Annotated in this window: 27 protein-coding genes and 4 tRNA genes; 24 read left to right on the top strand and 7 right to left on the bottom strand. The window is 57.3% G+C overall.

All coding sequences use genetic code 11. The features are described 5' to 3' along the window. Positions 1-141: 141 nt before the first annotated feature. The 5 genes from NAV32_RS03005 (at position 142) to NAV32_RS02985 (ending at position 2,229) form a co-directional block, all read left to right on the top strand. Positions 142-1,377 (top strand): aspartate kinase, encoded by a 1,236-nt coding sequence (locus NAV32_RS03005; protein WP_256051311.1) that lies wholly within the window; start codon positions 142-144, stop codon positions 1,375-1,377. Between the two features lie 180 nt (positions 1,378-1,557). Then, the gene (csrA, locus tag NAV32_RS03000) at positions 1,558-1,743 is read left to right on the top strand and encodes a carbon storage regulator CsrA (protein WP_003085981.1); all 186 of its coding nucleotides are present in this window, start codon (positions 1,558-1,560) and stop codon (positions 1,741-1,743) included. A 61-nt stretch (positions 1,744-1,804) separates the two neighbouring features. Beyond that, a tRNA-Ser gene (locus NAV32_RS02995) sits at positions 1,805-1,895 on the top strand. A gap of 108 nt (positions 1,896-2,003) precedes the next feature. Then, positions 2,004-2,080 (top strand) — tRNA-Arg (locus tag NAV32_RS02990). Positions 2,081-2,152: 72 nt separating this feature from the next. Further along, positions 2,153-2,229, top strand: a tRNA-Arg gene (locus tag NAV32_RS02985). A 49-nt stretch (positions 2,230-2,278) separates the two neighbouring features. Here the strand turns inward: NAV32_RS02985 and NAV32_RS02980 are convergent. Continuing rightward, positions 2,279-2,767 (bottom strand): DUF4124 domain-containing protein, encoded by a 489-nt coding sequence (locus tag NAV32_RS02980; protein WP_256051310.1) that lies wholly within the window; start codon positions 2,765-2,767, stop codon positions 2,279-2,281. A 324-nt stretch (positions 2,768-3,091) separates the two neighbouring features. On the opposite strand from NAV32_RS02980, the gene mgtE reads away from it, so the two are divergent. From mgtE to NAV32_RS02960, 4 genes are all read left to right on the top strand, one after another. Next, positions 3,092-4,537 carry a magnesium transporter gene (mgtE, locus tag NAV32_RS02975; RefSeq protein ID WP_256051309.1) on the top strand — a complete coding sequence of 482 codons (1,446 nt, stop codon included), beginning with the start codon at positions 3,092-3,094 and terminating at the stop codon, positions 4,535-4,537. A gap of 144 nt (positions 4,538-4,681) precedes the next feature. Further along, positions 4,682-4,930 carry an OadG family protein gene (locus tag NAV32_RS02970; protein ID WP_256051308.1) on the top strand — a complete coding sequence of 83 codons (249 nt, stop codon included), beginning with the start codon at positions 4,682-4,684 and terminating at the stop codon, positions 4,928-4,930. A gap of 22 nt (positions 4,931-4,952) precedes the next feature. Further along, entirely contained in the window at positions 4,953-6,737 is a 1,785-nt protein-coding gene (gene oadA / locus NAV32_RS02965; RefSeq protein ID WP_256051307.1) for a sodium-extruding oxaloacetate decarboxylase subunit alpha, read from the top strand. Between the two features lie 10 nt (positions 6,738-6,747). Beyond that, positions 6,748-7,884 carry a sodium ion-translocating decarboxylase subunit beta gene (locus tag NAV32_RS02960; RefSeq protein WP_256051306.1) on the top strand — a complete coding sequence of 379 codons (1,137 nt, stop codon included), beginning with the start codon at positions 6,748-6,750 and terminating at the stop codon, positions 7,882-7,884. 95 nt (positions 7,885-7,979) lie between these two features. Here NAV32_RS02960 and NAV32_RS02955 read toward each other — a convergent pair whose 3' ends face one another. Together NAV32_RS02955 and NAV32_RS02950 are read right to left on the bottom strand one after the other, a co-directional pair. Further along, positions 7,980-8,306, bottom strand: coding sequence for an Arc family DNA-binding protein (locus NAV32_RS02955; protein ID WP_256051305.1), 327 nt, complete (start codon positions 8,304-8,306; stop codon positions 7,980-7,982). Positions 8,307-8,507: 201 nt separating this feature from the next. Continuing rightward, on the bottom strand, positions 8,508-8,690 hold the full coding sequence (locus NAV32_RS02950; protein WP_256051304.1) for a PA3371 family protein: 183 nt from the start codon (positions 8,688-8,690) through the stop codon (positions 8,508-8,510). A gap of 539 nt (positions 8,691-9,229) precedes the next feature. On the opposite strand from NAV32_RS02950, the gene NAV32_RS02945 reads away from it, so the two are divergent. Continuing rightward, positions 9,230-9,306, top strand: a tRNA-Arg gene (locus NAV32_RS02945). Positions 9,307-9,425: 119 nt separating this feature from the next. On the opposite strand, the gene NAV32_RS02940 is transcribed toward NAV32_RS02945, so the two are convergent. The 4 genes from NAV32_RS02940 to flgA form a co-directional block, all read right to left on the bottom strand. Beyond that, positions 9,426-10,175 (bottom strand): flagellar brake protein, encoded by a 750-nt coding sequence (locus NAV32_RS02940; RefSeq protein WP_256051303.1) that lies wholly within the window; start codon positions 10,173-10,175, stop codon positions 9,426-9,428. A 73-nt stretch (positions 10,176-10,248) separates the two neighbouring features. After that, a complete protein-coding gene (locus tag NAV32_RS02935) occupies positions 10,249-10,719 on the bottom strand; it encodes a flagella synthesis protein FlgN (protein ID WP_256051302.1) in 471 nt (156 codons plus the stop codon). A 47-nt stretch (positions 10,720-10,766) separates the two neighbouring features. After that, positions 10,767-11,102: a flagellar biosynthesis anti-sigma factor FlgM gene (flgM, locus tag NAV32_RS02930; protein ID WP_256051301.1), complete on the bottom strand. Its 336-nt coding sequence runs from the start codon at positions 11,100-11,102 to the stop codon at positions 10,767-10,769. Between the two features lie 92 nt (positions 11,103-11,194). Next, on the bottom strand, positions 11,195-11,947 hold the full coding sequence (gene flgA, locus NAV32_RS02925; protein WP_256051300.1) for a flagellar basal body P-ring formation chaperone FlgA: 753 nt from the start codon (positions 11,945-11,947) through the stop codon (positions 11,195-11,197). 81 nt (positions 11,948-12,028) lie between these two features. On the opposite strand from flgA, the gene NAV32_RS02920 reads away from it, so the two are divergent. The 14 genes from NAV32_RS02920 to NAV32_RS02855 all read left to right on the top strand — a co-directional run bounded on the left by NAV32_RS02920 (position 12,029) and on the right by NAV32_RS02855 (position 25,830). Then, on the top strand, positions 12,029-12,955 hold the full coding sequence (locus NAV32_RS02920; RefSeq protein WP_256051299.1) for a chemotaxis protein CheV: 927 nt from the start codon (positions 12,029-12,031) through the stop codon (positions 12,953-12,955). Between the two features lie 40 nt (positions 12,956-12,995). After that, entirely contained in the window at positions 12,996-13,820 is an 825-nt protein-coding gene (gene cheR, locus NAV32_RS02915) for a protein-glutamate O-methyltransferase CheR (protein WP_423836413.1), read from the top strand. Between the two features lie 206 nt (positions 13,821-14,026). After that, a complete protein-coding gene (gene flgB / locus NAV32_RS02910; protein ID WP_256051489.1) occupies positions 14,027-14,431 on the top strand; it encodes a flagellar basal body rod protein FlgB in 405 nt (134 codons plus the stop codon). Between the two features lie 14 nt (positions 14,432-14,445). After that, positions 14,446-14,889, top strand: a complete 444-nt coding sequence (flgC, locus tag NAV32_RS02905; RefSeq protein WP_256051298.1) for a flagellar basal body rod protein FlgC — start codon at positions 14,446-14,448, stop codon at positions 14,887-14,889. Between the two features lie 18 nt (positions 14,890-14,907). Next, complete coding sequence (flgD, locus tag NAV32_RS02900) at positions 14,908-15,585, top strand: flagellar hook assembly protein FlgD (RefSeq protein WP_256051297.1); 678 nt, start codon at positions 14,908-14,910, stop codon at positions 15,583-15,585. A gap of 42 nt (positions 15,586-15,627) precedes the next feature. Beyond that, positions 15,628-17,223 carry a flagellar hook protein FlgE gene (locus NAV32_RS02895; RefSeq protein WP_256051296.1) on the top strand — a complete coding sequence of 532 codons (1,596 nt, stop codon included), beginning with the start codon at positions 15,628-15,630 and terminating at the stop codon, positions 17,221-17,223. 184 nt (positions 17,224-17,407) lie between these two features. Beyond that, positions 17,408-18,148 (top strand): flagellar basal-body rod protein FlgF, encoded by a 741-nt coding sequence (flgF, locus tag NAV32_RS02890; protein WP_003279654.1) that lies wholly within the window; start codon positions 17,408-17,410, stop codon positions 18,146-18,148. A 45-nt stretch (positions 18,149-18,193) separates the two neighbouring features. Then, positions 18,194-18,979, top strand: a complete 786-nt coding sequence (flgG, locus tag NAV32_RS02885; protein ID WP_256051295.1) for a flagellar basal-body rod protein FlgG — start codon at positions 18,194-18,196, stop codon at positions 18,977-18,979. Positions 18,980-19,053: 74 nt separating this feature from the next. Then, complete coding sequence (gene flgH / locus NAV32_RS02880) at positions 19,054-19,764, top strand: flagellar basal body L-ring protein FlgH (protein ID WP_256051294.1); 711 nt, start codon at positions 19,054-19,056, stop codon at positions 19,762-19,764. A gap of 11 nt (positions 19,765-19,775) precedes the next feature. Then, positions 19,776-20,876, top strand: a complete 1,101-nt coding sequence (locus NAV32_RS02875; protein WP_256051293.1) for a flagellar basal body P-ring protein FlgI — start codon at positions 19,776-19,778, stop codon at positions 20,874-20,876. A 10-nt stretch (positions 20,877-20,886) separates the two neighbouring features. Beyond that, positions 20,887-22,065, top strand: a complete 1,179-nt coding sequence (gene flgJ / locus NAV32_RS02870) for a flagellar assembly peptidoglycan hydrolase FlgJ (protein ID WP_256051292.1) — start codon at positions 20,887-20,889, stop codon at positions 22,063-22,065. Between the two features lie 3 nt (positions 22,066-22,068). Next, a complete protein-coding gene (gene flgK / locus NAV32_RS02865; protein ID WP_256051291.1) occupies positions 22,069-24,099 on the top strand; it encodes a flagellar hook-associated protein FlgK in 2,031 nt (676 codons plus the stop codon). 11 nt (positions 24,100-24,110) lie between these two features. Next, positions 24,111-25,382 (top strand): flagellar hook-associated protein FlgL, encoded by a 1,272-nt coding sequence (gene flgL / locus NAV32_RS02860; RefSeq protein WP_256051290.1) that lies wholly within the window; start codon positions 24,111-24,113, stop codon positions 25,380-25,382. Between the two features lie 133 nt (positions 25,383-25,515). Then, entirely contained in the window at positions 25,516-25,830 is a 315-nt protein-coding gene (locus NAV32_RS02855; RefSeq protein ID WP_256051289.1) for a ComEA family DNA-binding protein, read from the top strand. The last annotated feature ends 306 nt before the right edge of the window (positions 25,831-26,136 follow it).

Raw genomic sequence — 26,136 nt, 5'->3', positions numbered from 1 at the left:
GGATAACCAGGTCAGCACTGGCAGGGCGGTGAGCGAGTCGCCCTGCGGATGATGAGGCATCGCAAGAGTCGGACTGGCTGTCGCCCGAGGCCCTGGTGATGAATGGGTTGTTTTTTAACGAATGGCTTAGGCGGCAATGAAATGGCGTTGATCGTACAGAAGTTTGGAGGGACCTCGGTGGGCTCCGTCGAGCGCATTGAGCAGGTGGCGGCGAAGGTCAAGACGTTCCGTGATAACGGTGACGATATCGTCGTGGTGGTCTCGGCCATGAGCGGTGAAACCAATCGGCTGATTGACCTGGCCCGGCAGATCAGTGAGCGACCTGTTTCCCGTGAACTGGATGTGATGGTCTCGACAGGCGAGCAGGTGACCATTGCCTTGCTGGCCATGGCGCTGATCAAGATCGGTGTGCCGGCTGTTTCCTATACGGGCAGCCAGGTGCGTATCCTTACCGACGGCTCGCATACCAAGGCGCGCATTCTGCAAATTGATGCGCAGAATATTCGCAAGGAGCTCAAGGCCGGGCGTGTAGTGGTGGTTGCCGGCTTCCAGGGTGTGGATGAAGCGGGCAATATCACCACGCTTGGACGTGGCGGCTCGGACACCACCGGCGTTGCGCTGGCGGCGGCCTTGAAGGCTGATGAATGCCAGATCTACACCGATGTGGATGGCGTGTACACAACCGATCCCCGAGTAGTAGCCAAGGCGCAGCGCCTGGAGAAGATAACCTTCGAGGAGATGCTGGAAATGGCCAGTCTCGGCTCCAAGGTGCTGCAGATTCGAGCCGTTGAGTTCGCCGGCAAGTACGGCGTACCTCTGCGTGTGCTGCACAGCTTTAAAGAGGGTCCGGGAACCCTTATTACCCTTGACGAAGAGGACTCCATGGAACAGCCCATCATTTCCGGCATCGCTTTCAACCGTGACGAGGCCAAGCTGACGATCCGTGGTGTGCCGGATACGCCCGGTGTGGCGTTCAAGATTCTCGGCCCGATCAGTGCGGCAAATGTTGAAGTGGACATGATCGTGCAGAACGTCGCGCACGATAACACCACCGATTTCACCTTCACTGTTCATCGCAACGACTATCAGAATGCGCTGCATGTGCTTGAGCACATCGCGCAGGAAATGGGTGCGCGCGAAGTTGTTGGGGATGTTGATATCGCGAAGGTGTCTATTGTCGGCGTTGGCATGCGCTCGCATGCCGGTGTCGCCAGCCGCATGTTCGAAGCCTTGGCCAAGGAAAATATCAATATCCAGATGATTTCCACCTCGGAAATCAAGGTGTCAGTGGTCATCGAAGAGAAATATCTGGAGCTGGCGGTGCGTGCGTTGCACACCGCGTTTGATCTGGATGCCCCGGCTGGGAAAGGGGAATGAGCCTGATTTGATGCAAAGCTCGAACCTTCCGTCGTTTGGAAGGCTGTAAAAGGAACTTTAGGCTTGCCGTTGCTGGTCAATAGCTGGTGAAAAGCTCCAGGTTTCATGTCCTGCGGAACATTATCCGCCTTTATCTTTGCAGACTGTTTACTGAACTGAATCCGTTTTAAGGAGAAAGGAATGCTGATTCTGACTCGCCGGGTCGGAGAGACCCTGATGGTGGGTGACGATGTGACCGTCACTGTGTTGGGTGTAAAGGGAAACCAGGTGCGTATAGGAGTGAATGCCCCCAAAGAGGTTGCGGTGCATCGCGAGGAAATTTATCAACGGATCCAGAAAGAGAAAGATCAGGAACCAAACCATTAATTTTTCTCGATTTTTCGCTTTGCAAGCGGGGTAAAGGCGGGTATTATGCGCCCCGTGTTGCGGAGAGGTGGCCGAGTGGCCGAAGGCGCTCCCCTGCTAAGGGAGTACATCTCAAAAGGGTGTCGGGGGTTCGAATCCCCCCCTCTCCGCCATTTTGCGTAGCGGGATCGTGGATGGTTCAAGTGTTCAGATTTGATGGAATTCATTGAATCAAAGAGCTTGACCGGTGGAATCACGAACTTATAATGCGCACCCTTAGTGGACTCATAGCTCAGCTGGATAGAGTACTCGGCTACGAACCGAGCGGTCGGAGGTTCGAATCCTCCTGAGTCCGCCACTATTAAAAGTGAATCGCAGCAATGCGCTTCATTGTTTAAGCCAGGGGTGATCTGGTCTAAAAGCGCAATACGGACTCATAGCTCAGCTGGATAGAGTACTCGGCTACGAACCGAGCGGTCGGAGGTTCGAATCCTCCTGAGTCCGCCAAACAAAAAAGGGCCTGCAGTGATGCAGGCCCTTTTTTCATTTTCTGTCTTCAGTGCTTGCCGCGCACGCAGCCGTTCTCATCGAAGCTGATGGTGTGGGTTCGGCCCTTGCGGGCGCTGTAGCGGTACTGCACCTGGCCGTTGCGGCTGGTGATGCTGTCCGGTTTGCCGAAGGTGCTTTCAATGTCGGCGCGGGTCATGCCGGGGCGGCTTTGCTGGCTGATCATGGCGTTGCGTCTTGCGCTGCCGGTCATGCGGTTGCCGCAGCCGTCATCCTGCTCACCGACGATGGTCAGCGGCTGGTCTTTCTTTCGGCGCTCGGTGCGCTGTTTCTGAGGCTTCGCCATGGGTACGGTTGTGCTGGAGCTGGGCGTTGGATTGAACGCCTGCTGCTTCTCGGAGGTCTGGTGAGTCGGGCAGCCTTGGCGGGTGAAGGTTAGATGCCCTGTTTCATCGACGCAGCGATAAATGCTTGTGGCAAGCGTGGGCGTGGTGGTGAGCAGCAGGGCACAACAGCCCGAAGCAAGCAGCTTGTTCATGGTCGTCCTCCTTGACGATCTTCAGGGTCAGCAGACCCTAGCCAATAATTGCATTCGTTGCAGCCGTGTCTTCTCACAACGTGAATGCGTCGACAGGACGGCGAGATCTGCGCTCGCCGTGATGTAACGCGCAAGCGGTTGTATTGCCTGTATTTCGTGGTCTGGGATGGCGACTGCAGTGTTATTATTGCGCGGTCCGCCCTTTCGGGCCTTTGGATCCCCCTCATGGATTTGCCCTGTAGTCGTACACGATTTTTGCTGGCCAATCACGTTTTGAATGATTGATCCCCTGGCGCGCTCCGTCCGTCGGGGGCGGAGTGCGCCATGACTGAAGTAGAAGCAAAAAAGCCGCAGGAAAGTCTCCAGGATCGTCTGGCGCAAGTTGTCGAGCTGCTGCAGCGTCAGAAGCTCGTAGAGGATCTGGTACATCGCCAGGGGAGCGGCCAGCATCAGGAGCTGATCGACAACCTGGTTCATCGGCAGAATCTCGTTGAGCTGCAACGCAAGCTTGAAGCACTGCACCCCGCGGACGTTGCCCACATCCTCGAAGCATTGCCGCTCGATGAGCGACTGACTGTCTGGCAGCTGGTCAAGTCCGAACGCGACGGTGACATTCTGCTCGAAGTGTCTGATGCGGTGCGTGAGACGCTGATCGCCGACATGGACGATCATGAGCTGCTGGCAGCTGCCAGGGAGATGGATGCCGACGAGCTGGCTGATCTGGCCGCTGAACTGCCTCGCGACATTGTCCATGAACTGATGGAAACGCTGGACGCGCAACAGCGCGAGCGTGTCCGTTCGGCGCTGTCCTATGAGGAGGACCAGGTCGGCGCGCTGATGGACTTCGAGATGGTCACCATCCGTGAGGACGTGAGTCTTGAGGTCGTCTTGCGCTACCTGCGGCGGCTGAAAGAGCTGCCGGGACATACCGACAAGCTGTTCGTGGTGGATTACGACGGCGTGCTCAAGGGCGTCCTGCCGATCAAGCGCCTACTGGTCAATGATCCGGAAAAGCAGGTGGCCGAGGTAATGGCCAATGATCCGGTCACCTTCCATCCGGATGAAGATGCCTACGAGGCAGCCCAGGCCTTCGAGCGTTATGACCTTGTTTCCACGCCTGTAGTGGACAAGAGCGGCAAGCTCATCGGGCGACTGACCATTGATGAAATGGTCGACCTGATCCGTGAGGAAAGTGAGAGCGAAGTGCTCAACATGGCGGGTCTGCGTGAAGAAGAGGATATCTTCGCGTCTGTCTGGAAATCGCTGCGCAACCGCTGGGCGTGGCTGGCCCTGAATCTGATTACTGCCTTCGTCGCATCGCGGGTGATTGGTCTTTTCGACGGGTCCATCGAAAAATTGGTGGCTCTGGCGGCGTTGATGCCTATCGTGGCGGGTATTGGTGGCAACTCGGGCAACCAGACGATCACCATGATCGTCAGGGCGATGGCGCTGGATCAGATGGGTACCGGGAACGGTGCCCGGCTGCTGCGCAAGGAAGTCGGAGTGGGGCTGCTGAACGGGTTGATATGGGGTGGAGTGATTGGCTTGGTGGTCTACTGGCTGTATGGCAGTTGGTCGCTTGGTCTGGTCATGACCGCTGCAATGACCCTCAACCTGCTACTGGCCGCGCTGATGGGGGTATTGATTCCGATAACCCTGGCGCGCATGGGGCGTGATCCTGCGCTGGGAGCGAGTGTGATGATCACCGCCGTTACCGACAGCGGAGGTTTTTTCATTTTTCTTGGACTGGCGACGCTCTTTCTCCTCTGATCTCTTTCTGCTGCGGCCATTTGGCATTTGCCTTGCGGCTGTTGGGCGAGCTACTGTTCTCAGGTTTCGTCAGCTGGCGAAACCTTATAGCCAATCAATCACGAATAACAGGCGGCATGAGCTGCTGAAAGAAAGGGTATGCCAATGACCTCAAGCGAACTCCTGCTCGAAGGCTTTGAACTGATGCTGTTCGGTATAGGTTCTGTCTTCCTGTTCCTCGTTCTGTTGATAGGCTGCATTCGCTTGATGTCGCTCGTGGTCAGCCGTTTCGAGCCAGTGGCGACAAACCTGCCTGCCTGTAACCAGCAGCTTGTCGCAACGGCGCAGCCAGACGCTGACATCCTCGCGGCCATCCAGGCTGCCATTCACCAGCACCGCGCTCGCCGTGGTTGATTCAGGAAAGGGAGTTCCTTCCATGACTTCAGTTAAACAACCGCTCGGCATTACCGATGTGGTGTTGCGTGACGCCCACCAGTCCATTCTCGCTACCCGCGTTCGCCTTGAAGACATGTTGCCGATTGCCGACAAGCTTGATCGCGTCGGTTTCTGGTCGGTTGAATCCTGGGGTGGTGCGACCTTCGATTCCTGTATCCGTTATCTCGGTGAAGATCCTTGGGATCGCATTCGCGAATTGAAGAAAGCGATGCCCAATACACGTCAGCAGATGCTTCTGCGCGGCCAAAACCTGCTTGGCTATCGGCACTACGCCGATGATGTGGTGGAAAAGTTCGTTGAGCGGGCAGCGGTCAATGGAGTGGATGTCTTCCGCGTGTTCGATGCGATGAACGATCCGCGTAATCTGGAAACCGCACTGCGTGCTGTCAGGCAGCAGGGCAAGCACGCCCAGGGCACCATCTCGTACACCACCAGTCCGGTACATACTCTAGAAATGTGGGTCGATCTGGCCAAGCAGATCGAGGACATGGGCGCCGATTCGATTGCGATCAAAGACATGGCGGGCATTCTCGCGCCTTACACCGCATTCGAGCTCGTATCGCGACTCAAGACTAGCCTTTCCATTCCGATTCACATGCAGTGCCATGCCACCGCAGGATTGTCGACTGCGGCGATCCTCAAGGCGGTTGAAGCCGGCATCGATAATGTCGATACCGCGGTGTCCTCGCTTTCGATGACCTACGGGCATTCGCCGACCGAATCGGTTGTTGCGATTTTCCAGGGTACCGAGCGCGATACGGGCCTTGATCTTGAGCTGCTGGAAGAAATCGCCGCTTATTTCCGTGAGGTTCGCAAGAAATACGCGAAATTCGAAGGCACGCTCAAGGGAGTTGATTCTCGTATCCTCGTGGCGCAGGTGCCAGGCGGCATGCTCACCAATATGGAAGGGCAACTGAAGGAGCAGGGTGCTCTCGACAAGTTCGATGAAGTGCTCGCTGAAATTCCGCGCGTACGCGAAGATCTCGGCTTCATTCCGCTGGTCACTCCGACTTCCCAGATCGTAGGTACCCAGGCCGTTATCAACGTCCTCACGGGTGAACGCTACAAGTCCATCACCAAGGAAACCGCCGGCATTCTCAAGGGTGAGTATGGTGCAGCCCCTGCACCCTTCAATGCCGAGTTGCAGCGCCGGGTGCTGGATGGCGCCGAAGCCATCACGTGCCGTCCGGCTGATCTGCTTGAGCCGGAAATGGACAGGCTAACTGCCGAGCTTAAAGCCTTGGCGCAGGAAAAAAGCATTCAACTGGCGAGTGAGGTAATCGATGACGTACTCACTTATGCACTGTTTCCTCAGATTGGCCTGAAATTCCTTGAGAATCGAGGTAATCCTGCGGCATTCGAACCGGCGCCAGGTGGAGCCGAGAAGCCACAGCTGGAGGCTGGAAAGCCAGAGGTTTATACGGTTCAGGTCAACGGCAAATCATTTGTGGTGCAGGTGGACGAGGGGGGCGATATTGAGGGAATCAAGCCTCTCGGAGCTGCTCCGGGCGCAGCGCCGGCACCTGCCGGGGGCGTACCCGCTGCGGTTGGTGGTGAGCCTCAGACGGCTCCGCTTGCAGGCAATATTTTTAAGGTTCTGGTACAGCCAGGCCAGTCCGTGCAGGAAGGTGATCTGGTCATAATCCTTGAGGCCATGAAGATGGAAACCGAGATTCGCGCCTTCAAGGCCGGTACGGTCTCCGGTGTCAGCGTCAAGGTTGGTGACGCAGTGTCCGTGGGCGATTGCCTGCTGACCATCGCTTAAGGAGAGCTGCATGGACAAGTTGCTCAAGCTGTGGCAAAGCACCGGCCTGTATCATGTGGAGCCAGGGCAGTTGCTGATGATCGTGGTCTGTCTGGGGCTGATCTATCTGGCAATTCGCAAGGGTTTTGAGCCGTTGTTGCTCATTCCGATTGGCTTCGGTGGCCTGCTCGCCAATATTCCAGTGGCGAATATGGCTGAGGGCCAAGGCATTCTGCATCTGTTCTATGAGGTGGGCCTGCCGACCAGCGTGTTTCCCCTGCTGATCTTCATGGGGGTCGGGGCGATGACCGATTTCGGCCCCATGTTGGCCAACCCGAAAACATTGCTCTTGGGAGCTGCTGCTCAATTCGGGATTTTCGCGACGCTGCTGGGCGCCTTGGCACTGGCGGCGATGGGTATTCCCGGAATGGAGTTCACCCTGCGTGAAGCAGCATCGATCGCAATCATCGGTGGAGCGGACGGACCTACCTCGATTTTTGTTACCGCCAAGCTTGCACCTCATCTGCTGGGTCCTATTGCTGTGGCGGCCTATTCGTACATGGCTCTGGTTCCGTTGCTCCAGCCACCCATCATGCGGGCGCTGACAACCAAGGAAGAGCGCGCCATTGTCATGAAACAGCTGCGTCCTGTCGGTCATGTGGAAAAGATCATCTTCCCCCTGATGCTGGCATTGCTTGTCGGAATGTTGCTGCCCGATGCAGCTCCGCTGGTGGGGATGTTCGCTTTCGGCAACCTGCTGCGCGAGTGCGGTGTCGTTGATCGGCTGGCGGATACGACGCGCAATGCGCTGATCAATATCGTGACCATCCTGCTTGGGCTGACGGTAGGTTCGAAGCTATCAGCTGACGCCTTCTTGCAGATAAAAACACTGGGAATATTAGTGCTTGGCCTGGTGGCATTCTGCGCCGGTACGGCTGCGGGTGTGCTGATGGCCAGGGTTATGAATATGTTCAGTACGAACAAGATCAACCCTCTTATTGGCTCTGCAGGTGTTTCAGCCGTACCCATGGCGGCGCGTGTTTCCAATAAGGTTGGGCTTGAGGCGAATCCGCAAAACTTCCTGCTCATGCACGCGATGGGCCCTAATGTGGCCGGGGTCATCGGCTCTGCCGTGGCTGCGGGCATTCTGCTAAGCTTCGTGGGCTAGTTAGCCCTCCACGAATACAAAAACGCCTCGACAAGTCGAGGCGTTTTTGTATGTACGGCGGCGGTGCAACTGCAATGTTAGCGCCCCGTTTTTTGTCACTCGTCGTCTTTGACGGCTTCGCTATCTTGTGCAATCAGAGCGATCAGGGCGTTTTGCTGACGGTGAGCCAGATGGCGAAAGCGCTGCAGCAACTCGCGCTCATGAAGCGAAAGCTCGGGGCTGTCGAGGCGCATATTCAGATCATCACCCAGCGCACCTTCCTGAAGAAGGCTTTGCTCCAGACGAGCAATGATTTCTGAATTCATGCTGCGATGATGATTACGTGCAACCTCGGCAATACGCTCACGCATTCCGTCAGGTAACCGAACCACGAACTTGTCAGCCGTGCGGCTGGAATAAACTGCCTGCTTCAATGGGCGCATACTTTAAACCGGTAGTCAGGTGGGCGATGGTGGCTTATTGCCGTTCTAGTCATCGGTCTGACAACCAAAATCCCTTGGCTGTTCCCTCAGCTGGGAATAAAGATGGCAGACGACTTAATGACGCCAATTATACGTCGATAGCGGGTCGAGTAAAGTCATGATGGTATCAGAATGCCTCTATTGTGATCTGATGCCCTTTTCCTAGCGCAATACAGGGTCAAATTTGATCCGCTTTCCAACAATCAGTGAGCCGGTAAAAAGTGACCCGAACAGGACTGCTCCGGCTTTCGCCAGGGTTGCCCAGGCTTCGGCTAGCTCGACACTTAGCCCCAGGAGCGCGCAAGTAATGCAGAGCGAGAGGAAGAAAAAAGCAAGGAGAGACATGGTTGTTTCCTCGGTTGATTCAACGATTGTGGGGGTCTAGAAAACCCAACGCTGTGGTTGCTGGACTGATCTCACTTCGCCATTCCCGATGGTTTGGGCGGGAGGGGGCGAGCTGTGAAAAGTCATTGGGCGGGATTCGTTCGAAGTGATATCCGGGTGTAAGCGATCCATGCCCGAACTCATGCCTTGCAAGTGGATCGCAGCTGCGGCTGCCAGCACGGCGGTGCTGAGCAAGTAAGCTGAATGTGTCATAGGCGTCTCCTTCGCGTTTATGGTGACTACCTAGCTAGCATTCGTTGTGCCAGTTGTGTTATTCAAAAAACTCTAAAAAAATCAATGAGTTAGTTGTTGTATCTGCGGGCTTTAGGGTGCGTTTTGCAAGGATTGGCCGGTCGCTTCGTGCAAAATGCAATTGCGCTCGGTCTTCTGGGTGCGCGAGAGAGGTTTTCGTCGAAAGCTGTTTCAAGGATGTGCTGGTAGGGACCACGCTCAAGCATGACAAATATTCTGCAGCTCGCTACTATGTCGCCCCGCCTGAAGTCCCAGTAGCTCAATTGGATAGAGCATCCCCCTCCTAAGGGGAAGGTTGTGAGTTCGAACCTCGCCTGGGACGCCATATTTCAGTTCTTTCTTGTCGACCTGTATGGACGCCTTCTGCTTGTCGCCCGGCGCGCTGGAGCGGCAAGATGGATGTGCCTCGGCAGCTTTGTGGCAACGAGGCGAGCAGTGCGCGTGTTAGTCGAAGCGATCTACCACTTGATCGCGTCGCGCTTCGCGCTGTAGTTGATAGACAAATCGCTCTATCTGGCGCTGTGTCAGGCCGCTGATGCGATGAAAGCGCATACCGCAAAAGGTCGTGTCGATCCTTTCATCAAAGGCGAGGTGGCGTAGCTCTACCTCTGTCGTGATGGTGCCAAAAGGCAGTTTGGCGGAAAACTGTTCGTAAACCTGGCCAGTCTGCAAGCGGCTCTGGATATCACCCTTGAAGCTCAGTCTGCAACCGGTTGCAGACATGTCCAAAAGTTTGCCTTCCAAGGGGGTCTTGATTGTTCGCCCATTGAGCACAACGCTGATGAGTTGCCCCATCAACTGCGCGCGATAAGCGTTACGACGTTGGTGATAAAGAATCTCCAGCGGGAGAGGGATCCAGTAGCAGGGTGCGTCGTTCAGCTCGCCGGCGTGTGCGGGGTGATCATTGTTCCAGACGATGCGTACACCGTCGTGGAAGCCTTCTATCTGAAAAGTTTCACCGGCCTTGAGTAGCCGCTCACCGTCAGTGGGAACCAGTTCGTCAAGAGCGATCCAGCCTTTTTCCCGGTTTATGTCAACCAGATAGGTCTGGTAGCGCTGGCTGCGCTCGGTAAAGCGGAGCAGCAGGGGGGAGCGACTATCGAGAAGTGGACGCAGGCTGGAATAGACTTCAACGGGCGTCTTGAGAAGCTGAGGCGGTTGTGGGCCTTCTTCCTTCGCAAAAGGGTTGGACACTGTGTATTGCTCTCCGGCACTTAACGGTTTCAGCCGTATAGTAGCATTGTGCCTTTATTGGGTTGCGGGGCTTTCAGGCTTGGCTGAGTGGACGATTGTATGAACTTTTGGCAGCACTGCCGCGTCGATCATAGAGATCGGGGGCATGATTGCTGCCTTGCAGCACGTTCAGCATGTTGCCGACAGCGCTCTGGTTGGCTCGAATCTGCTGGCCGTTGCGCTCGTTAGCGATTCGGCAGGCTTCAAGCGCCTTATCGAGCTGCTCTGCTTCGGCCAGAATGCTCGGACCTACTGTCGATGCGGCTGCAAAGGCTGCGAGGCCGTTTTGGTCGATGCTCAGCTGCGCCTTTGCAAGTGTCTGGCTGCGCAATGCGCCGTGTTGCCCCAAGAGAGCAAGCAGGGCTTGCTTTTGCGTCAGCAGTGTTTCCAGGCCAGACAGATCGCGTTCGGCGAGCGCCAGATACTCGGCGTCCATGAGCTCAAGAAGTTTTTGTGCGGTGCCGATATCTTCAGTGAGTAATTGAAGCACTTCAGTATCTTGCATGTTGATCTCCATGCTTCGGCGCCCTGGCTACCCTTGGCGTCTGGAATTCAGCGCTGGCTTTCGAAGGACAGCAGTTTCGATGCGACACGCTGGCTGTCGATCTGGTAGCTGCCGTCGGCGATGGCCTGGCGAATGCGGGAAACGCGCTCCTGGTCAACAGAGGGTTGTTCATTGAGCTTTTCTGCAGCTTGCTGAAGGCGCTGTGCTTCGGGGCTGAGCTGAACGTTTTCGCCCGACGCCACGGTGCTGGTGCCCGAGCCTTTGGCGGTGTCCGTTGCAGGGCTCTGCTGAGTGGCAGGCCTGTCGGCATTCTGGACGCCATTGCTGCGCCCGCCGTTTTGCAGGTTACCTGCACCATTTGGCCGATTGAAATCGATAACCATGATCGAAACCTCTAAGAAATCAGTACGCTTGCCAGTTTTTCGGCACGGCCCTTCGAAACTTTAGCTTTATTTCAGTTCGTCGCAGGCTGCTCTTACATCAAGACTTCTACCTGTCCTGGGCCTGTAACCCGAGCCCGGATCACTCGCCCTGAACGTTGGTTCTTGACCCGAATCTGGCTGCCCAGTGCTCCATCTGACAGCGCTTCTCCCGGCATTCTCACATTTATCGTTGAATTTTTCGCGCTGATTACTACCTGATCGCCTTTTCGCACCACCTCGGCTGGTGATACGTGGCTGGGTGGTAATACCTGGTCCGGCTGTGCACTGCGGGTGAGCTTGTTGCCAAGGGCCTGGTCGAGCGAGGTTAGGTAGCCTTGGTTCAGCAGCCCGACGTCCCGTTCAGCCAGTACTATATCGGCAGCTTCCAGGGTGCTGTTGCGCTGCAATGGTCGTTTGGCCACCACGACTTCGCGAAACAGATGAATTTGTGCAGGCACGAATACGGACCACGGGGAGGAACCTTCACAGCTCACCCGGACAGTGGCCCGGCCGACCGGCTGGGTGGGGCTTTCGAGTTTTGTCGCCAAAGGCTGATCACACAATGCCAGGCGCAGGCGAGGGTCCAGTCGGTTGATCTCGACCTGGTGACGCGCCTGAATTTGGCTACGCTGCAAGTACTCGGCTACCTCACGCTCAAGATATTCACGGGTGGCGCCGATAAGCTGTTCGGGTCGCGTTACCGTTGCCGATTCGGCAAACTGACCCGCCCCGCACAGAAGCGGCAACAGGATTGCCCTGAAAAGAACCTTGCAAGGACGCCGGGAAAAAGTCATCTGTTCGCTCATGGCTCACTCAAAGCAAGGTACGTGCCGTCGAGCTCAGTCGAAGCGTCTATATGCCCATCGCGCAAGCAAGAGGAAACTGGCATGGCCGGTGTAATGGATTCGGTTAATCAGCGTACTCAGCTGGTAGGGCAAAACCGTCTGGAATTGCTGTTGTTCAGGCTGGAAGGCAAACAGCTTTACGGAATCAATGTATTCAAGGTCAGGGAAGTGCTGCAGTGCCCCCGGCTGACCCACATGCCCAAGTCGAGCCCGGTCGTGCGGGGTGTTGCGAATATACGCGGCAGTACGTTATCTATCCTTGACCTCTCGCTGGCGACCGGCAAACCGGCACTTGACGACCTGACCAACAGCTTCGCCATCATTGTTGAGTACAACACCAGGGTTCTTGGCTTTCTGGTTCACTCGGTCGAGCGGATCGTCAACATGAACTGGGAGAATATTCTTCCGCCACCCCAAGGCGTAGGGTCTGATCATTACTTGACGGCTGTAACGCATGTAGATGGGCAGATGGTCGAAATCATCGATGTTGAAAAGGTATTGGCCGAAGTGGCGCCGGTCTCCGAGCAGGTTTCGGTCGGCATCACGGATGACGAGACGCATAGTCGCGCATCATCCAGTCGTGTGTTGATCGTTGATGACTCTTCTGTGGCGCGAAAACAGATCATTCGATGCCTGCAGGGGCTGGGTATCGAAGTGATCGCGAAGAACGACGGTCGCCAGGCGCTGAACTATCTTAAGGGGCTTATCGCGGAGGGAAAAAAACCGTCCGATGAGTTCATGATGATGATTTCAGACATCGAGATGCCCGAAATGGACGGATACACCCTGACTACTGAGGTCCGTCAGGATCCTGCTATGGGTGATATGCATATTCTGCTGCATACTTCGCTCTCCGGCGTGTTCAACCAGAGCATGGTCAAGCGCGTTGGAGCAGATGATTTTCTCGCCAAGTTCCAGCCAGACGACCTGGCTAGTCGAGTGATTGAGCGAATTCGGGCTGCGGGTTGATGTCGAGAGCAGTGCTCTTTTGAATGGTGAGGCGTTATTAGTGTCAGTTGATCTGGAGTTCGATCAGTTTCGAGTGTTCCTGGAAAAGAGTTGCGGCATTCTTCTGGGCAACAACAAGCAGTATCTCGTGTCTAGCCGGCTCAATAAGCTGATGGAGCAGCACGGGCTGAAGAGCCTTGGGGAACTGGTTCGGCAAATTCAGGCGCAACCACATAGAGGGTTGCGTGAGCAGGTCGTTGATGCGATGACGACCAACGAGACGCTATGGTTCCGGGACGCCTATCCCTTCGAGGTGCTCAGAAGTCGTGTGCTGCCTGAATTGCTCAAGGCTGCTCACGGGCAGCGGCTGCGCATATGGTCGGCAGCCTGTTCGTCGGGGCAGGAACCCTATTCCCTGTCGATGACACTCGATGAATACGAGCGAAGCAACCCAAGCCAGCCTAAACCGTCGGTTCAGATCGTTGCGACCGAGTTGTCAGGCACCATGCTCGCGGCATGCAAGGCTGCGGAATACGACAGCCTTGCCATTGCCCGCGGCTTGTCGAGCGAGCGCTTGCAGCGCTATTTCGATGTCAAGGTACCGGGGCGCTGGGTTGTCAAACCTGCCATACGCAGCCGTGTAGAGTTTCGGGTGCAGAACCTTCTGGACAGCTATGCCGTACTGGGTAAGTTCGACGTGGTGTTCTGCCGGAATGTACTGATCTACTTTTCTGCAGAGGTGAAGAAGGACATTCTCAAGCGTATCCACGCCACCTTGAAGCCGGGTGGCTATCTGTTCCTTGGGGCCTCCGAGGCCCTGAACGGTCTGCCCGAGTTGTATCAGATGGTTCAATGCAGCCCTGGCATCATCTACAAGGCCAAGTGAGTCTCTGGTCTTGTCCTAGCAATAGCGGCAAAAAACTGTCGCCTTCCGTGCTGAAGGCGGCAAAAACACTGGAAAAGCTTTGCCGCTTTTGACGCGCTATATTTCCTCCCTCCTGAAAAGCCTTTGTATATCAATGATTTGATTTAATGGCACGGCCTTTGCTGGTGTTTGCTCAGGCAGACTTGTATCCGGCAGAGGGCCAGATCATGAGCATCAGTTTCGACAAGGCACTTGGTATCCACGAGAAGGCGCTAGGCTTTCGCGCGCAGCGGGCCGAGGTGCTGGCCAACAATATCGCCAACGCAGACACGCCCAACTACAAGGCGCGGGACCTGGACTTCAGCGCCGTTCTGGCCGAGCAGAGCAGCAAGGCTCAGGGTGGCTTTGGCGTCGCGGTGACCAGCAGCAGGCACATCGCCGCCGAGGGGATGGAAATTGCCGATCCCTCGTTGCGTTTCCGCACACCCCATCACGCATCACTGGATCAGAATACCGTCGATATGCAAGTCGAGCAGGCGACCTATGCCGAAAACGCCATCGATTTCCAGGCGAGCTTTACTCTGCTCAACAGTAAATTCAAAGGCCTGATGAGCGCCCTGCGCGGCGAATAACAAGGAGCAGCGCCATGTCACTTAGTAGTGTTTTCAATATCGCCGGTAGCGGTATGAGTGCCCAGAGCACGCGGCTGAATACCATTTCCAGCAACATCGCCAACGCCGAGACCGTGTCTTCCAGCGTTGATCAGACCTACCGTGCGCGCCATCCGGTATTCGCCACCGTCCTGCAGCAGGCCAATGGCACGCCGAACGAATCGCTGTTCGCTGACCAGGATCAGGCTGGCGCCGGTGTTCAGGTGCTGGGCGTGGTGGAGGATCAAAGCGAATTGCAGGCGCGTTACGAGCCAAACCATCCGGCTGCGAACGAAGAGGGGTATGTGTATTACCCGAACGTCAATGTGGTGGAAGAGATGGCCGACATGATTTCAGCCAGCCGCTCGTTTCAGACCAATGCCGAGTTGATGAACACGGCCAAGACCATGCTGCAGAAAGTCCTGACCCTGGGCCAGTAACCCTTACGAGAGATAGCCATGAGCACTACAGGCGGCGTCGGCGGTACCGGTTCGGTACTCGATCAATACCAGTTCAGCCAGGATCGCGACGTCAAGGGTAACGACCTTGGCAAGAACGAATTTCTCGAGTTGCTGGTGGCTCAGTTGAACAACCAGAACCCGCTGGAGCCGCAGGAGAATGGTGAGTTCATTGGTCAGTTGGCGCAGTTTAGTACGGTTGAGGGCGTTGAGAAGCTGAACTCCAGCATGGAAACCATTCTTTCCGGCTATCAGTCCTCACAAGCGCTGCAGGCCTCTTCGTTGGTCGGTCGCAAGGTGATCGTGCCGACCGACAAGGCGGTGGTGGATACCAGCGAGACCTTCAAGGCCAGCCTGGTGCTGCCTGTCAGCAGCAGCAACGTTTACGTCGACGTTTATGACGACACCGGGGCGGTGGTGAATCGGATCAACATGGGCCAGCAGGAGGCGGGAAACATCAGCTTCATGTGGGACGGTAAGGATGCCAGCGGCAATACCTTGCCGCCTGGAACCTACAAGTTCGAGGCGCAAGCCACCTACGACGGCGAGACCAGGGCGCTCTACACCATGCTGCCGGCCAACGTTGACAGCGTGACCTTGGGCGGCAGCGAGCTGATGCTCAATCTGGCCGGGCTCGGCAGCGTTCCGCTTTCCCATGTACAGGTCATCGGCCAGTAACCATCGTCCGTAACTGCCGGCAGTTCCGGCGAAGGAGCATTCATGTCGTTCAATATCGGTCTTAGCGGTCTGCGTGCCGCGAGTAAAGATCTCAACGTCACCGGTAACAACATCGCCAACGCCGGCACGGTCGGCTTCAAGCAGTCACGGGCGGAATTTTCTGACGTCTATGCCGCCTCTGTGATGGGTAGTGGCAAGAACCCGCAGGGCAGCGGCGTGCTGATGTCCAACATTTCCCAGCAGTTCAGCCAGGGCAACATCAACTACACGCAGAACGCGCTGGACCTTGCGATCAACGGCAACGGTTTCTTCCAGGTCAGCAACAACGGGGCGGTGAGCTATACCCGTGCCGGTTACTTCGGAACCGACCGCGAAGGTTTTTTGGTCGACAACTTCGGCTATAAGCTCCAAGGCTTCCCGGTGGACGGCAACGGTAATCTGCAGAACGGCGTGGTTGGCGACCTGCAGGTGCAGACCACCAATCAGGAACCGAAGTCGACCACTCAGATCACTACGGCGTTCAACCTGAACTCGACGCAGAAGTCGCCGGTTACCTGGCAGACGACTTATGACGGAGTCGTCGACGATGCCTACCAGGCGGCTTATACGCCGGCTTACGATGCGGAACTGGCAACGCGCATGACCGAATACTATACGAACGAAGGCATCGTTCCGGCGGCGGCAACAGCTGCTGAGATCGCAGCTGCTCAGGCCTATGCCGCGCCTTACGCGCAGACGGTCGGCACGGCGGCCGGTAATGCGGAGGCGGCTTTGCCTGCCACGGTGACGGCGGCGCGCGAGGCGGCCGACGCCACTTTTGACCCGACTGATCCGACCACCTACAACAGCTCCACTTCGTTGAAAATTTACGACTCCCAGGGCAACGCCCACGTCATGACGCAGTATTTCGTCAAGACCGGTGCCAACAGCTGGGATATGAAGGTACTGGTCGACGGTCGTAACCCGGCCAATCCCGGCGAGGAACCGCCGCAGCCCTATATCATGGGCCTGACGTTCAATTCGTCCGGTGCCCTGACCGGCATCGCGAACCCGGAATCCGGCCCCTTCACGGTCGGGCCTGATCTCAAGGTCACCCTGAGCAGTGCCAGTGCGACCAATCCGAACGGCTGGGTTCCGGCGATTTCCGATGGCGGCACGCCCGCGACATGGACATCCAATGGCGCTCTGGCCAATCCGGACGGGATCGTGCTGGATTTCTCCAAGTCGTCGCAGTTCGCCAGTGCCTTCGCGGTCAACTCCGTTTCCCAGGATGGTTACACCACTGGCGAGTTGGCCGGTCTGGAGATCGATGACTCCGGCGTGATCTTTGCCCGCTATACCAACGGTCAGTCCAAGGTGCAGGGGCAGATCATTCTGGCCAATTTCGCCAACGTTCAAGGGCTGACGCCTGTCGGCAAGACACAGTGGGTGCAGTCCTTCGAGTCCGGTGAGCCGGTGGTTGGTACGCCGGGTTCCGGTACCCTGGGTGCGCTGCAGGCTGGAGCGCTGGAAGACTCCAACGTCGAGTTGTCGGACCAGTTGGTCAACCTGATCGTGGCCCAGCGCAACTACCAGGCCAACGCCAAGACCATTGAAACCGAAAGCGCCATTACCCAGACCATCATCAATCTGCGTTAATGCTCGTATGGAGGCCGGCAGTATTCCGCCGTAGCTTCTCTGCAGAAGGCCCCGTTCGGGGCCTTCTTTGTTTTAAAAAGCCTTAAAAATCAATTGCCTGATTTCTTTTGGTGATCGTGGCATGTTGCTTGCATTTCCTTTTTCAACTGAATGAGGGTGTCAAGCCCGCGTCTCGGAGGTTTCGATGGACAAGATGCTCTACGTGGCCATGACCGGTGCTAGCCAGAACGCGCGCGCCCAGCAAGCCCACGCCAACAACCTGGCCAACCTGTCCACGACCGGATTTCGCCGTGACTTCGAGCAGGCGCGGTCGATGCAGGTATTCGGTGACAGTTTTCCGGCGCGCGTCTACGCGATGACCGAGCGTCCCGGTACCGACTTCACTTCCGGGACGCTGCAGGAAACCGGGCGCGATCTTGATGTGGCTGTCGAGGGAGACGGCTGGATTGCGGTGCAGGCGCCTGATGGCAGTGAGGCTTATGTACGTACCGGCAGCTTCAATATCGACACCCTGGGCATGCTGCGGACCGGCGATGGTTTGCCGGTGCTCGGCAATGCTGGGCCGATTGCCATCCCTCCGGAAGAAAAGATCGATATCGGCCACGATGGCTCCATCAGTATCCGCGCTCTGGGCGAAGACCCGAACGTGGTGGTGACGGTTGATCGGCTCAAGCTGGTCAACCCCGATCCGAAGCAGCTGGAAAAGGGCACTGACGGCATGATTCGCATGAAGGATGGGCAGCCCCAGGAGGCGGATGCAGCAGTGCGCGTGACGTCTGGCTTTCTTGAGGCGAGCAACGTCAATGCGGTGGCTGAGATGACCTCGATGCTGTCGCTGGCCCGACAGTTCGAGTTGCACGTGAAGATGATGCGCACCGCCGAAGAAGATGGCGCCGCTGCGGCCCGAGTATTGCAAATCAGCTAGTAAACAGCGCTTGGCGCCCGAATACCGGCGCATGAGGAGAAGAATATGCTTCCAGCACTTTGGGTGAGCAAGACAGGTCTGTCTGCACAGGACATGAACCTGACCACCATTTCCAACAACCTGGCCAACGTATCCACCACCGGGTTCAAGAAAGACCGTGCCGAGTTCCAGGATCTGCTCTATCAGATCCGCCGCCAGCCAGGCGGGCAGTCGACCCAGGACAGCGAACTGCCGTCCGGTCTGCAGCTGGGTACCGGTGTGCGCATTGTCGGTACGCAGAAGCAGTTCACTTCGGGCAGTCTGCAGACGACCGAACAGCCACTGGATATGGCCATCAACGGTCGTGGTTTCTTCCAGGTGCTGCTGCCTGACGGCACCGTTTCATACTCCCGTGACGGCAGCTTTCATCTGAATGCCGACGGCCAGGTCGTGACCTCCAGCGGTTACGCACTGGAGCCCGCCATCGTCGTGCCGCCGGAAACCCAGGCCTTCACCGTCGGTGAAGACGGTACCGTTTCGGTTACCACGCTCGGCAACCCGGCGCCCCAGATTATCGGCAACCTGCAGACCGCCGACTTCATCAATCCAGCGGGTCTGCAGGCCATGGGCAGCAACCTGTTCCTGGAAACCGCCGCCAGTGGTGCGCCACAGGTCAGTACGCCGGGGCTCAACGGACTAGGCACGGTGTTGCAGAACACGCTGGAGAACTCCAACGTGAGTGTCGTCGAGGAACTGGTGAACATGATCACCACCCAGCGTGCCTACGAGATGAATTCCAAGGTGATTTCCACCGCCGACCAGATGCTGTCTTTCGTAACCCAGCAGCTCTAACGGGCGCTGACCGTTGTAGGCAGGTGACTGTGTCTGCCGCCGTTTCAAGGGTCCTGACTGGGCTGAGGTGTTCCATGAACCGCGTATTGATTGTTTTCTCGCTGGTTTCGGCTGTTGCGCTGAGCGGTTGCGTCGCACCCGCGCCCAAACCGGACGACCCCTATTACGCGCCGGTGCTGCCGCGCACGCCGCTGCCGGCGGCGCAGAACAATGGCGCCATCTACCAGGCCGGTTTCGAGACCAATCTGTACGACGACCGCAAGGCATTCAGGGTCGGGGACATCATTACCATCTCGCTCAACGAGCGGACTCAGGCGAGCAAGAATGCTACCTCGCAGATTTCCAAGGACAGCGACGTGGATATCGGCTTGACGTCACTGTTCGGCAATGCGGTGAGCCTGAACAATCCGGCGGCTGGTCTTCTGCGCAACGGCGGCCCGCTTTCGCTTGATACCCAGTTCGGCAGCTCCAGTTCGACCAGTGGCGCTGGCCAGGCGGGGCAGAGCAACAGCCTGTCCGGCTCGATCACCGTTACTGTTTCGGAGGTCTTGCCCAACGGTATCCTGGCGATTCGTGGCGAGAAATGGCTGACGCTCAATACAGGTGACGAGCTCGTGCGTATTGCAGGTCTGGTGCGCGCAGACGATATCAGCACCGACAATACCGTTTCGTCCATGCGTGTGGCCGATGCGCGTATTACCTATTCAGGCACTGGTGCGTTCGCCGATGCGAGTCAGCCGGGTTGGCTGAGCCGCTTCTTCGTCAGCCCGCTGTGGCCGTTCTGAGGAGCCACACCATGTTCAGACATCTCATCCTGCTGGTTGGCCTGTTGGCCGTTGGCGTATCGGCCCACGCCGAACGCCTCAAGGATATCGCCACCATTCAGGGCGTGCGCAGCAACCAGTTGATCGGCTACGGCCTGGTGGTCGGCCTCAATGGCAGTGGCGACCAGACCACGCAAACGCCGTTCACCGTGCAGACCTTCAACAACATGCTGGCGCAGTTCGGCATCAAGGTGCCGGCGGGCGGCAATGTCCAGTTGAAAAACGTCGCGGCAGTTTCCATACATGCCGATCTTCCGCCGTTCGCCAAGCCGGGGCAGACCATCGATATTACGGTGTCGTCCATCGGTAACGCCAAAAGCCTGCGCGGCGGTAGCCTGTTGATGGCGCCACTGAAGGGGATCGACGGTAACGTCTATGCCATCGCCCAGGGCAATCTGGTCGTCGGCGGCTTCGATGCCGGTGGCGCCGACGGCTCGCGGATCACCGTCAATGTGCCCTCCGCCGGGCGTATCCCTGGTGGCGCTACGGTCGAGCGACCCGTGCCGAGCGCCTTCAATCAGGGCAATACGCTGACGCTGAATCTCAATCGCCCGGATTTCACTACGGCGAAGAACATCGTCGATCAAATCAATGATCTGCTTGGGCCGGGTGTGGCACAGGCACTTGATGGCGGTTCGGTAAGCATCAGCGCACCGTTGGACCCCAGCCAGCGGGTCGATTACCTGTCGATTCTGGAGAATCTGGAGGTCGATGTCGGTCAGGCGATGGCCAAGGTCATCATCAACTCGCGTACTGGCACCATCGTCATTGGCCAGAATGTTCGAGTGCAGCCGGCAGCTGTGACCCATGGCAGCCTGACCGTGACCATTTCCGAAGATCCGCAGGTTAGCCAGCCCAATGCGTTCTCGGATGGCCAGACTGTCGTGGTGCCCAATAGCAGGGTCCAGGCGGATCAGGAAGCCAAGCCGATGTTCAAATTCGGTCCTGGCACGACACTGGATGAAATCGTTCGGGCGGTGAATCAGGTAGGCGCTGCTCCCAGCGATCTGATGGCTATTCTTGAAGCGCTCAAGCAGGCGGGTGCATTGCAGGCCGACCTGATCGTGATCTGAGGACGAGGATATGGAAAATCGACTGGGGCTCGGCCGGCGCACGCTCGACAGTGGCAGCTATTCCGACCTGAATCGCCTGAATCAGCTCAAGGTAGGCAAGGATCGGGACGGCGAGGAGAACGTGCGCAAGGTGGCGCAGGAGTTCGAGTCGCTGTTTCTCAACGAGATGCTCAAGTCGATGCGTTCGGCAACCGAGGTATTGTCCCAGGACAATCCACTCAACAGTCAGGCCAGCAAGCAGTACCAGGACATGCATGATCAGCAGCTCTCGGTCACCCTGGCCAGGGAGGGCGGCGGCATCGGTCTGGCTGACGTACTGATGCGGCAGCTGAACAAGCGGCAGGAGCCTGCCGACAAGCCCAATCCGTTCAGTCAGGTCGCGCAGACGACGGGCGCCAAGTGGGCAAGCAACCCGAACGCTGTCGTGACGGAACCTGCCAGGGATGATTCCCGGCTGCTCAATCAGCGACGTCTGGCGCTGCCGGGCAAGCTTGCCGTGTCGGCTTCCCTCGAGGTTGCCAACAGCAGTGCTGAAAAGCAGCAGCCGGGCAAACCGCAGCCTCTGGTGAATACGGATTGGCAACCGGCGACGGCTTTTGCTGCGCCGCAGAACGCCCCGCTGACCATCAATGGAGTTGAAGCCGGTACTCCGGCCACACCGAGCAAAACCCGTTTTGACTCGCCGGCTGAATTCATCGCCACCATGCTGCCCATGGCTGAAAAAGCCGCCGCACGGTTGGGTGTCGAGCCGCGTTTCCTGGTCGCTCAGGCTGCACTGGAAACCGGTTGGGGCAAATCCATGATTCGCCAGAAGGACGGCAGCAACAGTCACAACCTGTTTGGCATCAAGGCCACAGGCTGGAAAGGTGACTCGGCGACCGTGATGACCACCGAATACGTTAACGGCAAGGCCACTCGCGAGAAGGCGGGTTTCCGTGCCTATGATTCCTTCGAGCAGAGCTTCAACGACTACGTGAGGCTGCTGGAGAACAACGGTCGCTATCAGAAGGCGATCCAGGTGGCGAGCACCTCTGGCGACTCGGAGCGTTTCGTCAACGAATTGCAGCGCGCCGGTTATGCGACCGACCCGCAATATGCGCGCAAGATCAACCAGATCGCTCGCAAGATGCAGACTTATCAAACCATTGCCGACGCCGGTACGGCGCCTGCCATGCGGACCAGAGGCTAAATCATGGCTGACCTATTGAGTATTGGCCTGTCCGGCCTCTCCGCCAGCAAAACCCAGCTGTCCATCACGGGCCACAACATCACCAACGTCAACACCCCGGGCTACAGCCGCCAGGATGCTTCCCAGGCAACCCGTTCGCCGCAGTTCAGCGGTGCGGGCTATATCGGCTCCGGGACGACTCTGGTGGAAATTCGCCGGACCTACAGTGAGTTTCTCACCACCCAGCTGCGCAGCAGTACCTCGTTGAACAGTGATGTCGAGGCTTACAAGAGCCAGATCAGCCAGATCGATTCGTTACTGGCCGGCACGACCACGGGCATCACGCCATCGTTGCAGAAGTTTTTCTCTGCACTGCAGACGGCTGCCGAAGATCCGGCCAATATCCCCGCCAGACAGCTGGTACTGGCGGAAGCCGAAGGTCTGGCGCGCCGCTTCAATACCGTTTATGACAGGCTTTCGGAGCAGAACAGCTTCACCAACAAGCAGATGTCCGCCGTAACCGACCAGGTCAACCGCCTGGCCGGCAGTATCGGCAGTCTGAACGAAGCGATTGCTGTCGCTGCCGCCAATGGCAAGCAGCCCAATGATCTGCTGGACGCTCGTGACGAGGCGGTACGCGAGCTGTCGACTTACATCGGCGTCACCGTGGTCCCCCAAGACGACAGCAGCTTCAATATCTTTATCGGTAGCGGCCAGCCACTGGTGGTGGGCAGCAGCGCAGCGCGGTTGGAAGTCGTACCCGGACAGGGCGATCCCAACCGCCATGAAGTGCAGTTCATCAGTGGCGGCTCGCGGCAGGGCATCACCTCACAGATCACCGGCGGCGAGCTGGGTGGACTGATCCGTTATCGTGAGGAAGTGCTGGATTCGACCATGAACTCGCTGGGCCGACTGGCACTGGCGGTCAGCGATCAGGTCAACAGCCAGCTTGGACAAGGGTTGGATCTGAAGGGGCAGGTGGGGTCGGCACTGTTTGGCGATTACAACGATGAAGCGCTGACAAAACTGCGCGTCAATGCCTTCGTTGGCAATACCAGCAATGCACAACCAGCGCTGAACATCACCGACACCAGTGTGCTGACCACCAGCGACTACCTGATGGAATATGACGGGAGCCTTCCGAGCGGCTACAAAGTCCGGCGGCTGAGCGACAACCAGCCGATGACGGTTCAGGAGAACGGTGGCGTCCTGTCCTTCACCGACCCGAATGGTCGCGATCAGGGATTCGAGATTGTTGTGGGCAATCCACCGCCTGCGCTCAATGACAAGTTCACCCTGCAGCCGACGCGACGCGGCGCCACGGATATCACAACCGTGCTTGATCAGGCAGACCAACTGGCCTTTGCTGCTCCACTGCATTCCCAGGCTGAGTTGCAGAACGGGGGTAACGGCGTCATTGGCCAGCCCTCCATCGACAATCTACAGAGCCCACTGGTCCCGGCGGATCTAAGTAACCTGTCGCCTTTGACCCTGACCTATGCCGCCCCAGTCGCACCGGCTACCACGGGGACTTTCACGCTGAGCGCGCCTGCTGGCGTGACTGTCTCACCGGCCACCCTGAGCATTACCCCAGGGCAGAGCAATACGCTCAACTACACGGTGACCTCGGGTGGCAGCACTGTTGAAATCTCACAGACTTTCAGTGGTCGTCCCGCCGCGGGGGACGAGTTCACCTTGGAATACAACCAGAGTGGCGTATCGGACAACCGCAACGCCCTGAAGCTGGTAGACCTCCAGACAACGCCGGCTGTCGGTGTCGATAACAATGTGCCGGGTTCTGGCTTCAGTCTCACCGATGGCTACGGCGAGCTGGTCGAGCGCGTCGGCACCCTGACCGCCCAGGCACGGATGGACAGCGATGCTACCGGCGCGATTCTCAAGCAGGCCAAGGACAATCGTGACTCTCTATCGGCAGTCAACCTCGACGAAGAGGCGGCCAACCTGATCAAGTTCGAGCAGTACTACAACGCCTCGGCACAGATCATTCAAGTTGCGCGGTCATTGTTCGATACATTGATCAGCACCTTCCGCTAATAGGCCCGACCATGCGCATTTCAACCTTGCAAGCATTCAACAACGGCGTAACCGGGCTGCAGCGCAACTACGCCAACGCGACCCGTACTCAGGAGCAGATCAGTACCGGCAACCGTATTCTGACGCCAGCCGATGATCCGGTGGCTTCGGTACGTCTGTTGCAACTCGAACAGCAGCAGAACGTGCTGAGCCAGTACAAATCCAATCTGACGGCGGCGGACAACAGCCTGACCCAGGAGGAAGTGACGCTCAACTCGGTGAATACCGTGCTGCACCGTGTGCGCGAACTGGCCTTGCGGGCCGGCAACGGTTCTCTCGAAGCGCAAGATCGAAAATCCATTGCCGCCGAGCTGCGTGAGCGCGAGGACGAGCTGCTGTCTTTGATGAACACCCGCAACGCTCGGGGTGAATATCTGTTCTCCGGCTTTCAGGGCAAGACACAGCCGTTCGTGCGCGACGGAGATGGCAGCTACAGCTATCAGGGGGATGAAGGGCAGCGCAAGTTGCAGATCGCCAGCTCGTTGAGTATTGCCATCAGCGACAACGGCAAGGCGGTATTCGAGAACATCACCAATGCGGGGCGCTATCAAAGCGCCCTCGACAGTTCGGCGGCAGCGCCCGGTTCTACATTGAGCGTTTCCGCTCCTCTGGTTCAGGATGAGGTGGCTGTTGCGGGAAATGAGCCATTTCCGCCGGCGGGCATTGGTATCCACTTCACGTCCGATACCGCTTACATCGTCTACGATCTGGCCAATCCACCAGCCGATTTCTCCGATCCCTATGCCGATCCAAATCAGGTGATCGGTTCGGGAGTGGTCGATGGGGATGAGAAAACTGCCGACGAACTGGTATTCCGCGGCGTGATGATCAAGTTCGATGGTGTGCCGACCGGCGGGGAGTCGATAGCAATCACTCTCGACTCATCGGCGCAGAAGCAGGGCATTCTCGACACCATCGCCAGCCTGCGCATGACCCTGGAAGACCCGTCCTCCAGCAATGCCGACATACGCGATGCCGTTGCCGTGAGCCTGACCAACCTCGACCACGGAATGATCAGCGTCGATGCGGCACGCGGCAATATCGGCGCACGCTTGAATGTGATCGAGTCCACCCTCACCGACAACGAAGATGTGGCGCTGGTCAACAAGTCGGTGCAGGCCGACCTGCGAGAGCTGGATTACGCCGAAGCGCTGTCACGGCTGTCATTCCAGACCATCATTCTCGAAGCGGCCCAGCAGAGCTACGTGAAGATAAGCGGACTCAATCTGTTCAACAAAATGTGATAGCAGCATCGAGCGATCTGGCTCACAAAACAGCAGGCCTCTGTTTGACTTGTCACGGTTGCCCCTTAGAGTGGTTGTCGCGGCGCATGGAGTACCGCGCCGGTTTATTCCGACACTCAAAAGGACCTGAACAATGACCAAGTCGTTTATCTGCGCAACATTGCTGGCTCTGCTTACCGGTCTTTCCGCGGGCAGCCACGCAGCCGATACCAAGCCTGTTGAACCCACCCGTATTGCGCTGGCCGCGATTGCGCCAGTGAATCTCAATACAGCCGACGCCGAAACCCTGATCCGTGAACTCAAGGGGGTTGGTGCGGCCAAGGCCAAGGCTATTATCGAATACCGTGAAGCGCATGGCCCTTTCAGCTCTGTTGATGAGCTGTTGGAGGTCAAAGGCATCGGTACATCAATCCTCGATAAAAACCGTGCCAAGCTCAGCCTGAACTGATCAGGTAGATCACAGTACTGAAGCCGGTCTTGACCGGCTTTTTTCATTGCTTCTGATATCCCTGAATCTATCAACACGGCTCGCTGTAAAGCTTTCTGAAGACCGCTCAGCTGGTACTTGTAGCGGAGGTGAACAGCAGGTGAGTAGTGGCTGTCTCTGCTGGACAGGACCTTTGTTTGTCCAGAGCTAAATCGCTGAAATAGGATTAAAAAGGCATTGACATGTAACGGTTATGCACATTCCGAAAGCCTGGTCGGCACGCGCGTCGTGGCGGTCCTGTAAATTTAGTTGAAATATCTTAACCTA

The sequence above is a fragment of the Stutzerimonas stutzeri genome, from assembly GCF_024448695.1.
Taxonomy (GTDB): domain Bacteria; phylum Pseudomonadota; class Gammaproteobacteria; order Pseudomonadales; family Pseudomonadaceae; genus Stutzerimonas; species Stutzerimonas stutzeri_T.
This window is presented reverse-complemented; position numbering and strand designations above follow the sequence as displayed.

What these genes read in the sequence shown, in the direction of transcription:
- NAV32_RS03005 (WP_256051311.1), top strand. Translation starts at nt 142, where the DNA reads ATGGCGTTGATCGTACAGAAGTTTGGAGGGACCTCGGTGGGCTCCGTC.
- csrA (WP_003085981.1), top strand. Translation starts at nt 1,558, where the DNA reads ATGCTGATTCTGACTCGCCGGGTCGGAGAGACCCTGATGGTGGGTGAC.
- NAV32_RS02980 (WP_256051310.1), bottom strand. Translation starts at nt 2,767, where the DNA reads ATGAACAAGCTGCTTGCTTCGGGCTGTTGTGCCCTGCTGCTCACCACC.
- mgtE (WP_256051309.1), top strand. Translation starts at nt 3,092, where the DNA reads ATGACTGAAGTAGAAGCAAAAAAGCCGCAGGAAAGTCTCCAGGATCGT.
- NAV32_RS02970 (WP_256051308.1), top strand. Translation starts at nt 4,682, where the DNA reads ATGACCTCAAGCGAACTCCTGCTCGAAGGCTTTGAACTGATGCTGTTC.
- oadA (WP_256051307.1), top strand. Translation starts at nt 4,953, where the DNA reads ATGACTTCAGTTAAACAACCGCTCGGCATTACCGATGTGGTGTTGCGT.
- NAV32_RS02960 (WP_256051306.1), top strand. Translation starts at nt 6,748, where the DNA reads ATGGACAAGTTGCTCAAGCTGTGGCAAAGCACCGGCCTGTATCATGTG.
- NAV32_RS02955 (WP_256051305.1), bottom strand. Translation starts at nt 8,306, where the DNA reads ATGCGCCCATTGAAGCAGGCAGTTTATTCCAGCCGCACGGCTGACAAG.
- NAV32_RS02950 (WP_256051304.1), bottom strand. Translation starts at nt 8,690, where the DNA reads ATGTCTCTCCTTGCTTTTTTCTTCCTCTCGCTCTGCATTACTTGCGCG.
- NAV32_RS02935 (WP_256051302.1), bottom strand. Translation starts at nt 10,719, where the DNA reads ATGCAAGATACTGAAGTGCTTCAATTACTCACTGAAGATATCGGCACC.
- flgM (WP_256051301.1), bottom strand. Translation starts at nt 11,102, where the DNA reads ATGGTTATCGATTTCAATCGGCCAAATGGTGCAGGTAACCTGCAAAAC.
- flgA (WP_256051300.1), bottom strand. Translation starts at nt 11,947, where the DNA reads ATGAGCGAACAGATGACTTTTTCCCGGCGTCCTTGCAAGGTTCTTTTC.
- NAV32_RS02920 (WP_256051299.1), top strand. Translation starts at nt 12,029, where the DNA reads ATGGCCGGTGTAATGGATTCGGTTAATCAGCGTACTCAGCTGGTAGGG.
- flgB (WP_256051489.1), top strand. Translation starts at nt 14,027, where the DNA reads ATGAGCATCAGTTTCGACAAGGCACTTGGTATCCACGAGAAGGCGCTA.
- flgC (WP_256051298.1), top strand. Translation starts at nt 14,446, where the DNA reads ATGTCACTTAGTAGTGTTTTCAATATCGCCGGTAGCGGTATGAGTGCC.
- flgD (WP_256051297.1), top strand. Translation starts at nt 14,908, where the DNA reads ATGAGCACTACAGGCGGCGTCGGCGGTACCGGTTCGGTACTCGATCAA.
- NAV32_RS02895 (WP_256051296.1), top strand. Translation starts at nt 15,628, where the DNA reads ATGTCGTTCAATATCGGTCTTAGCGGTCTGCGTGCCGCGAGTAAAGAT.
- flgF (WP_003279654.1), top strand. Translation starts at nt 17,408, where the DNA reads ATGGACAAGATGCTCTACGTGGCCATGACCGGTGCTAGCCAGAACGCG.
- flgG (WP_256051295.1), top strand. Translation starts at nt 18,194, where the DNA reads ATGCTTCCAGCACTTTGGGTGAGCAAGACAGGTCTGTCTGCACAGGAC.
- flgH (WP_256051294.1), top strand. Translation starts at nt 19,054, where the DNA reads ATGAACCGCGTATTGATTGTTTTCTCGCTGGTTTCGGCTGTTGCGCTG.
- NAV32_RS02875 (WP_256051293.1), top strand. Translation starts at nt 19,776, where the DNA reads ATGTTCAGACATCTCATCCTGCTGGTTGGCCTGTTGGCCGTTGGCGTA.
- flgJ (WP_256051292.1), top strand. Translation starts at nt 20,887, where the DNA reads ATGGAAAATCGACTGGGGCTCGGCCGGCGCACGCTCGACAGTGGCAGC.
- flgK (WP_256051291.1), top strand. Translation starts at nt 22,069, where the DNA reads ATGGCTGACCTATTGAGTATTGGCCTGTCCGGCCTCTCCGCCAGCAAA.
- flgL (WP_256051290.1), top strand. Translation starts at nt 24,111, where the DNA reads ATGCGCATTTCAACCTTGCAAGCATTCAACAACGGCGTAACCGGGCTG.
- NAV32_RS02855 (WP_256051289.1), top strand. Translation starts at nt 25,516, where the DNA reads ATGACCAAGTCGTTTATCTGCGCAACATTGCTGGCTCTGCTTACCGGT.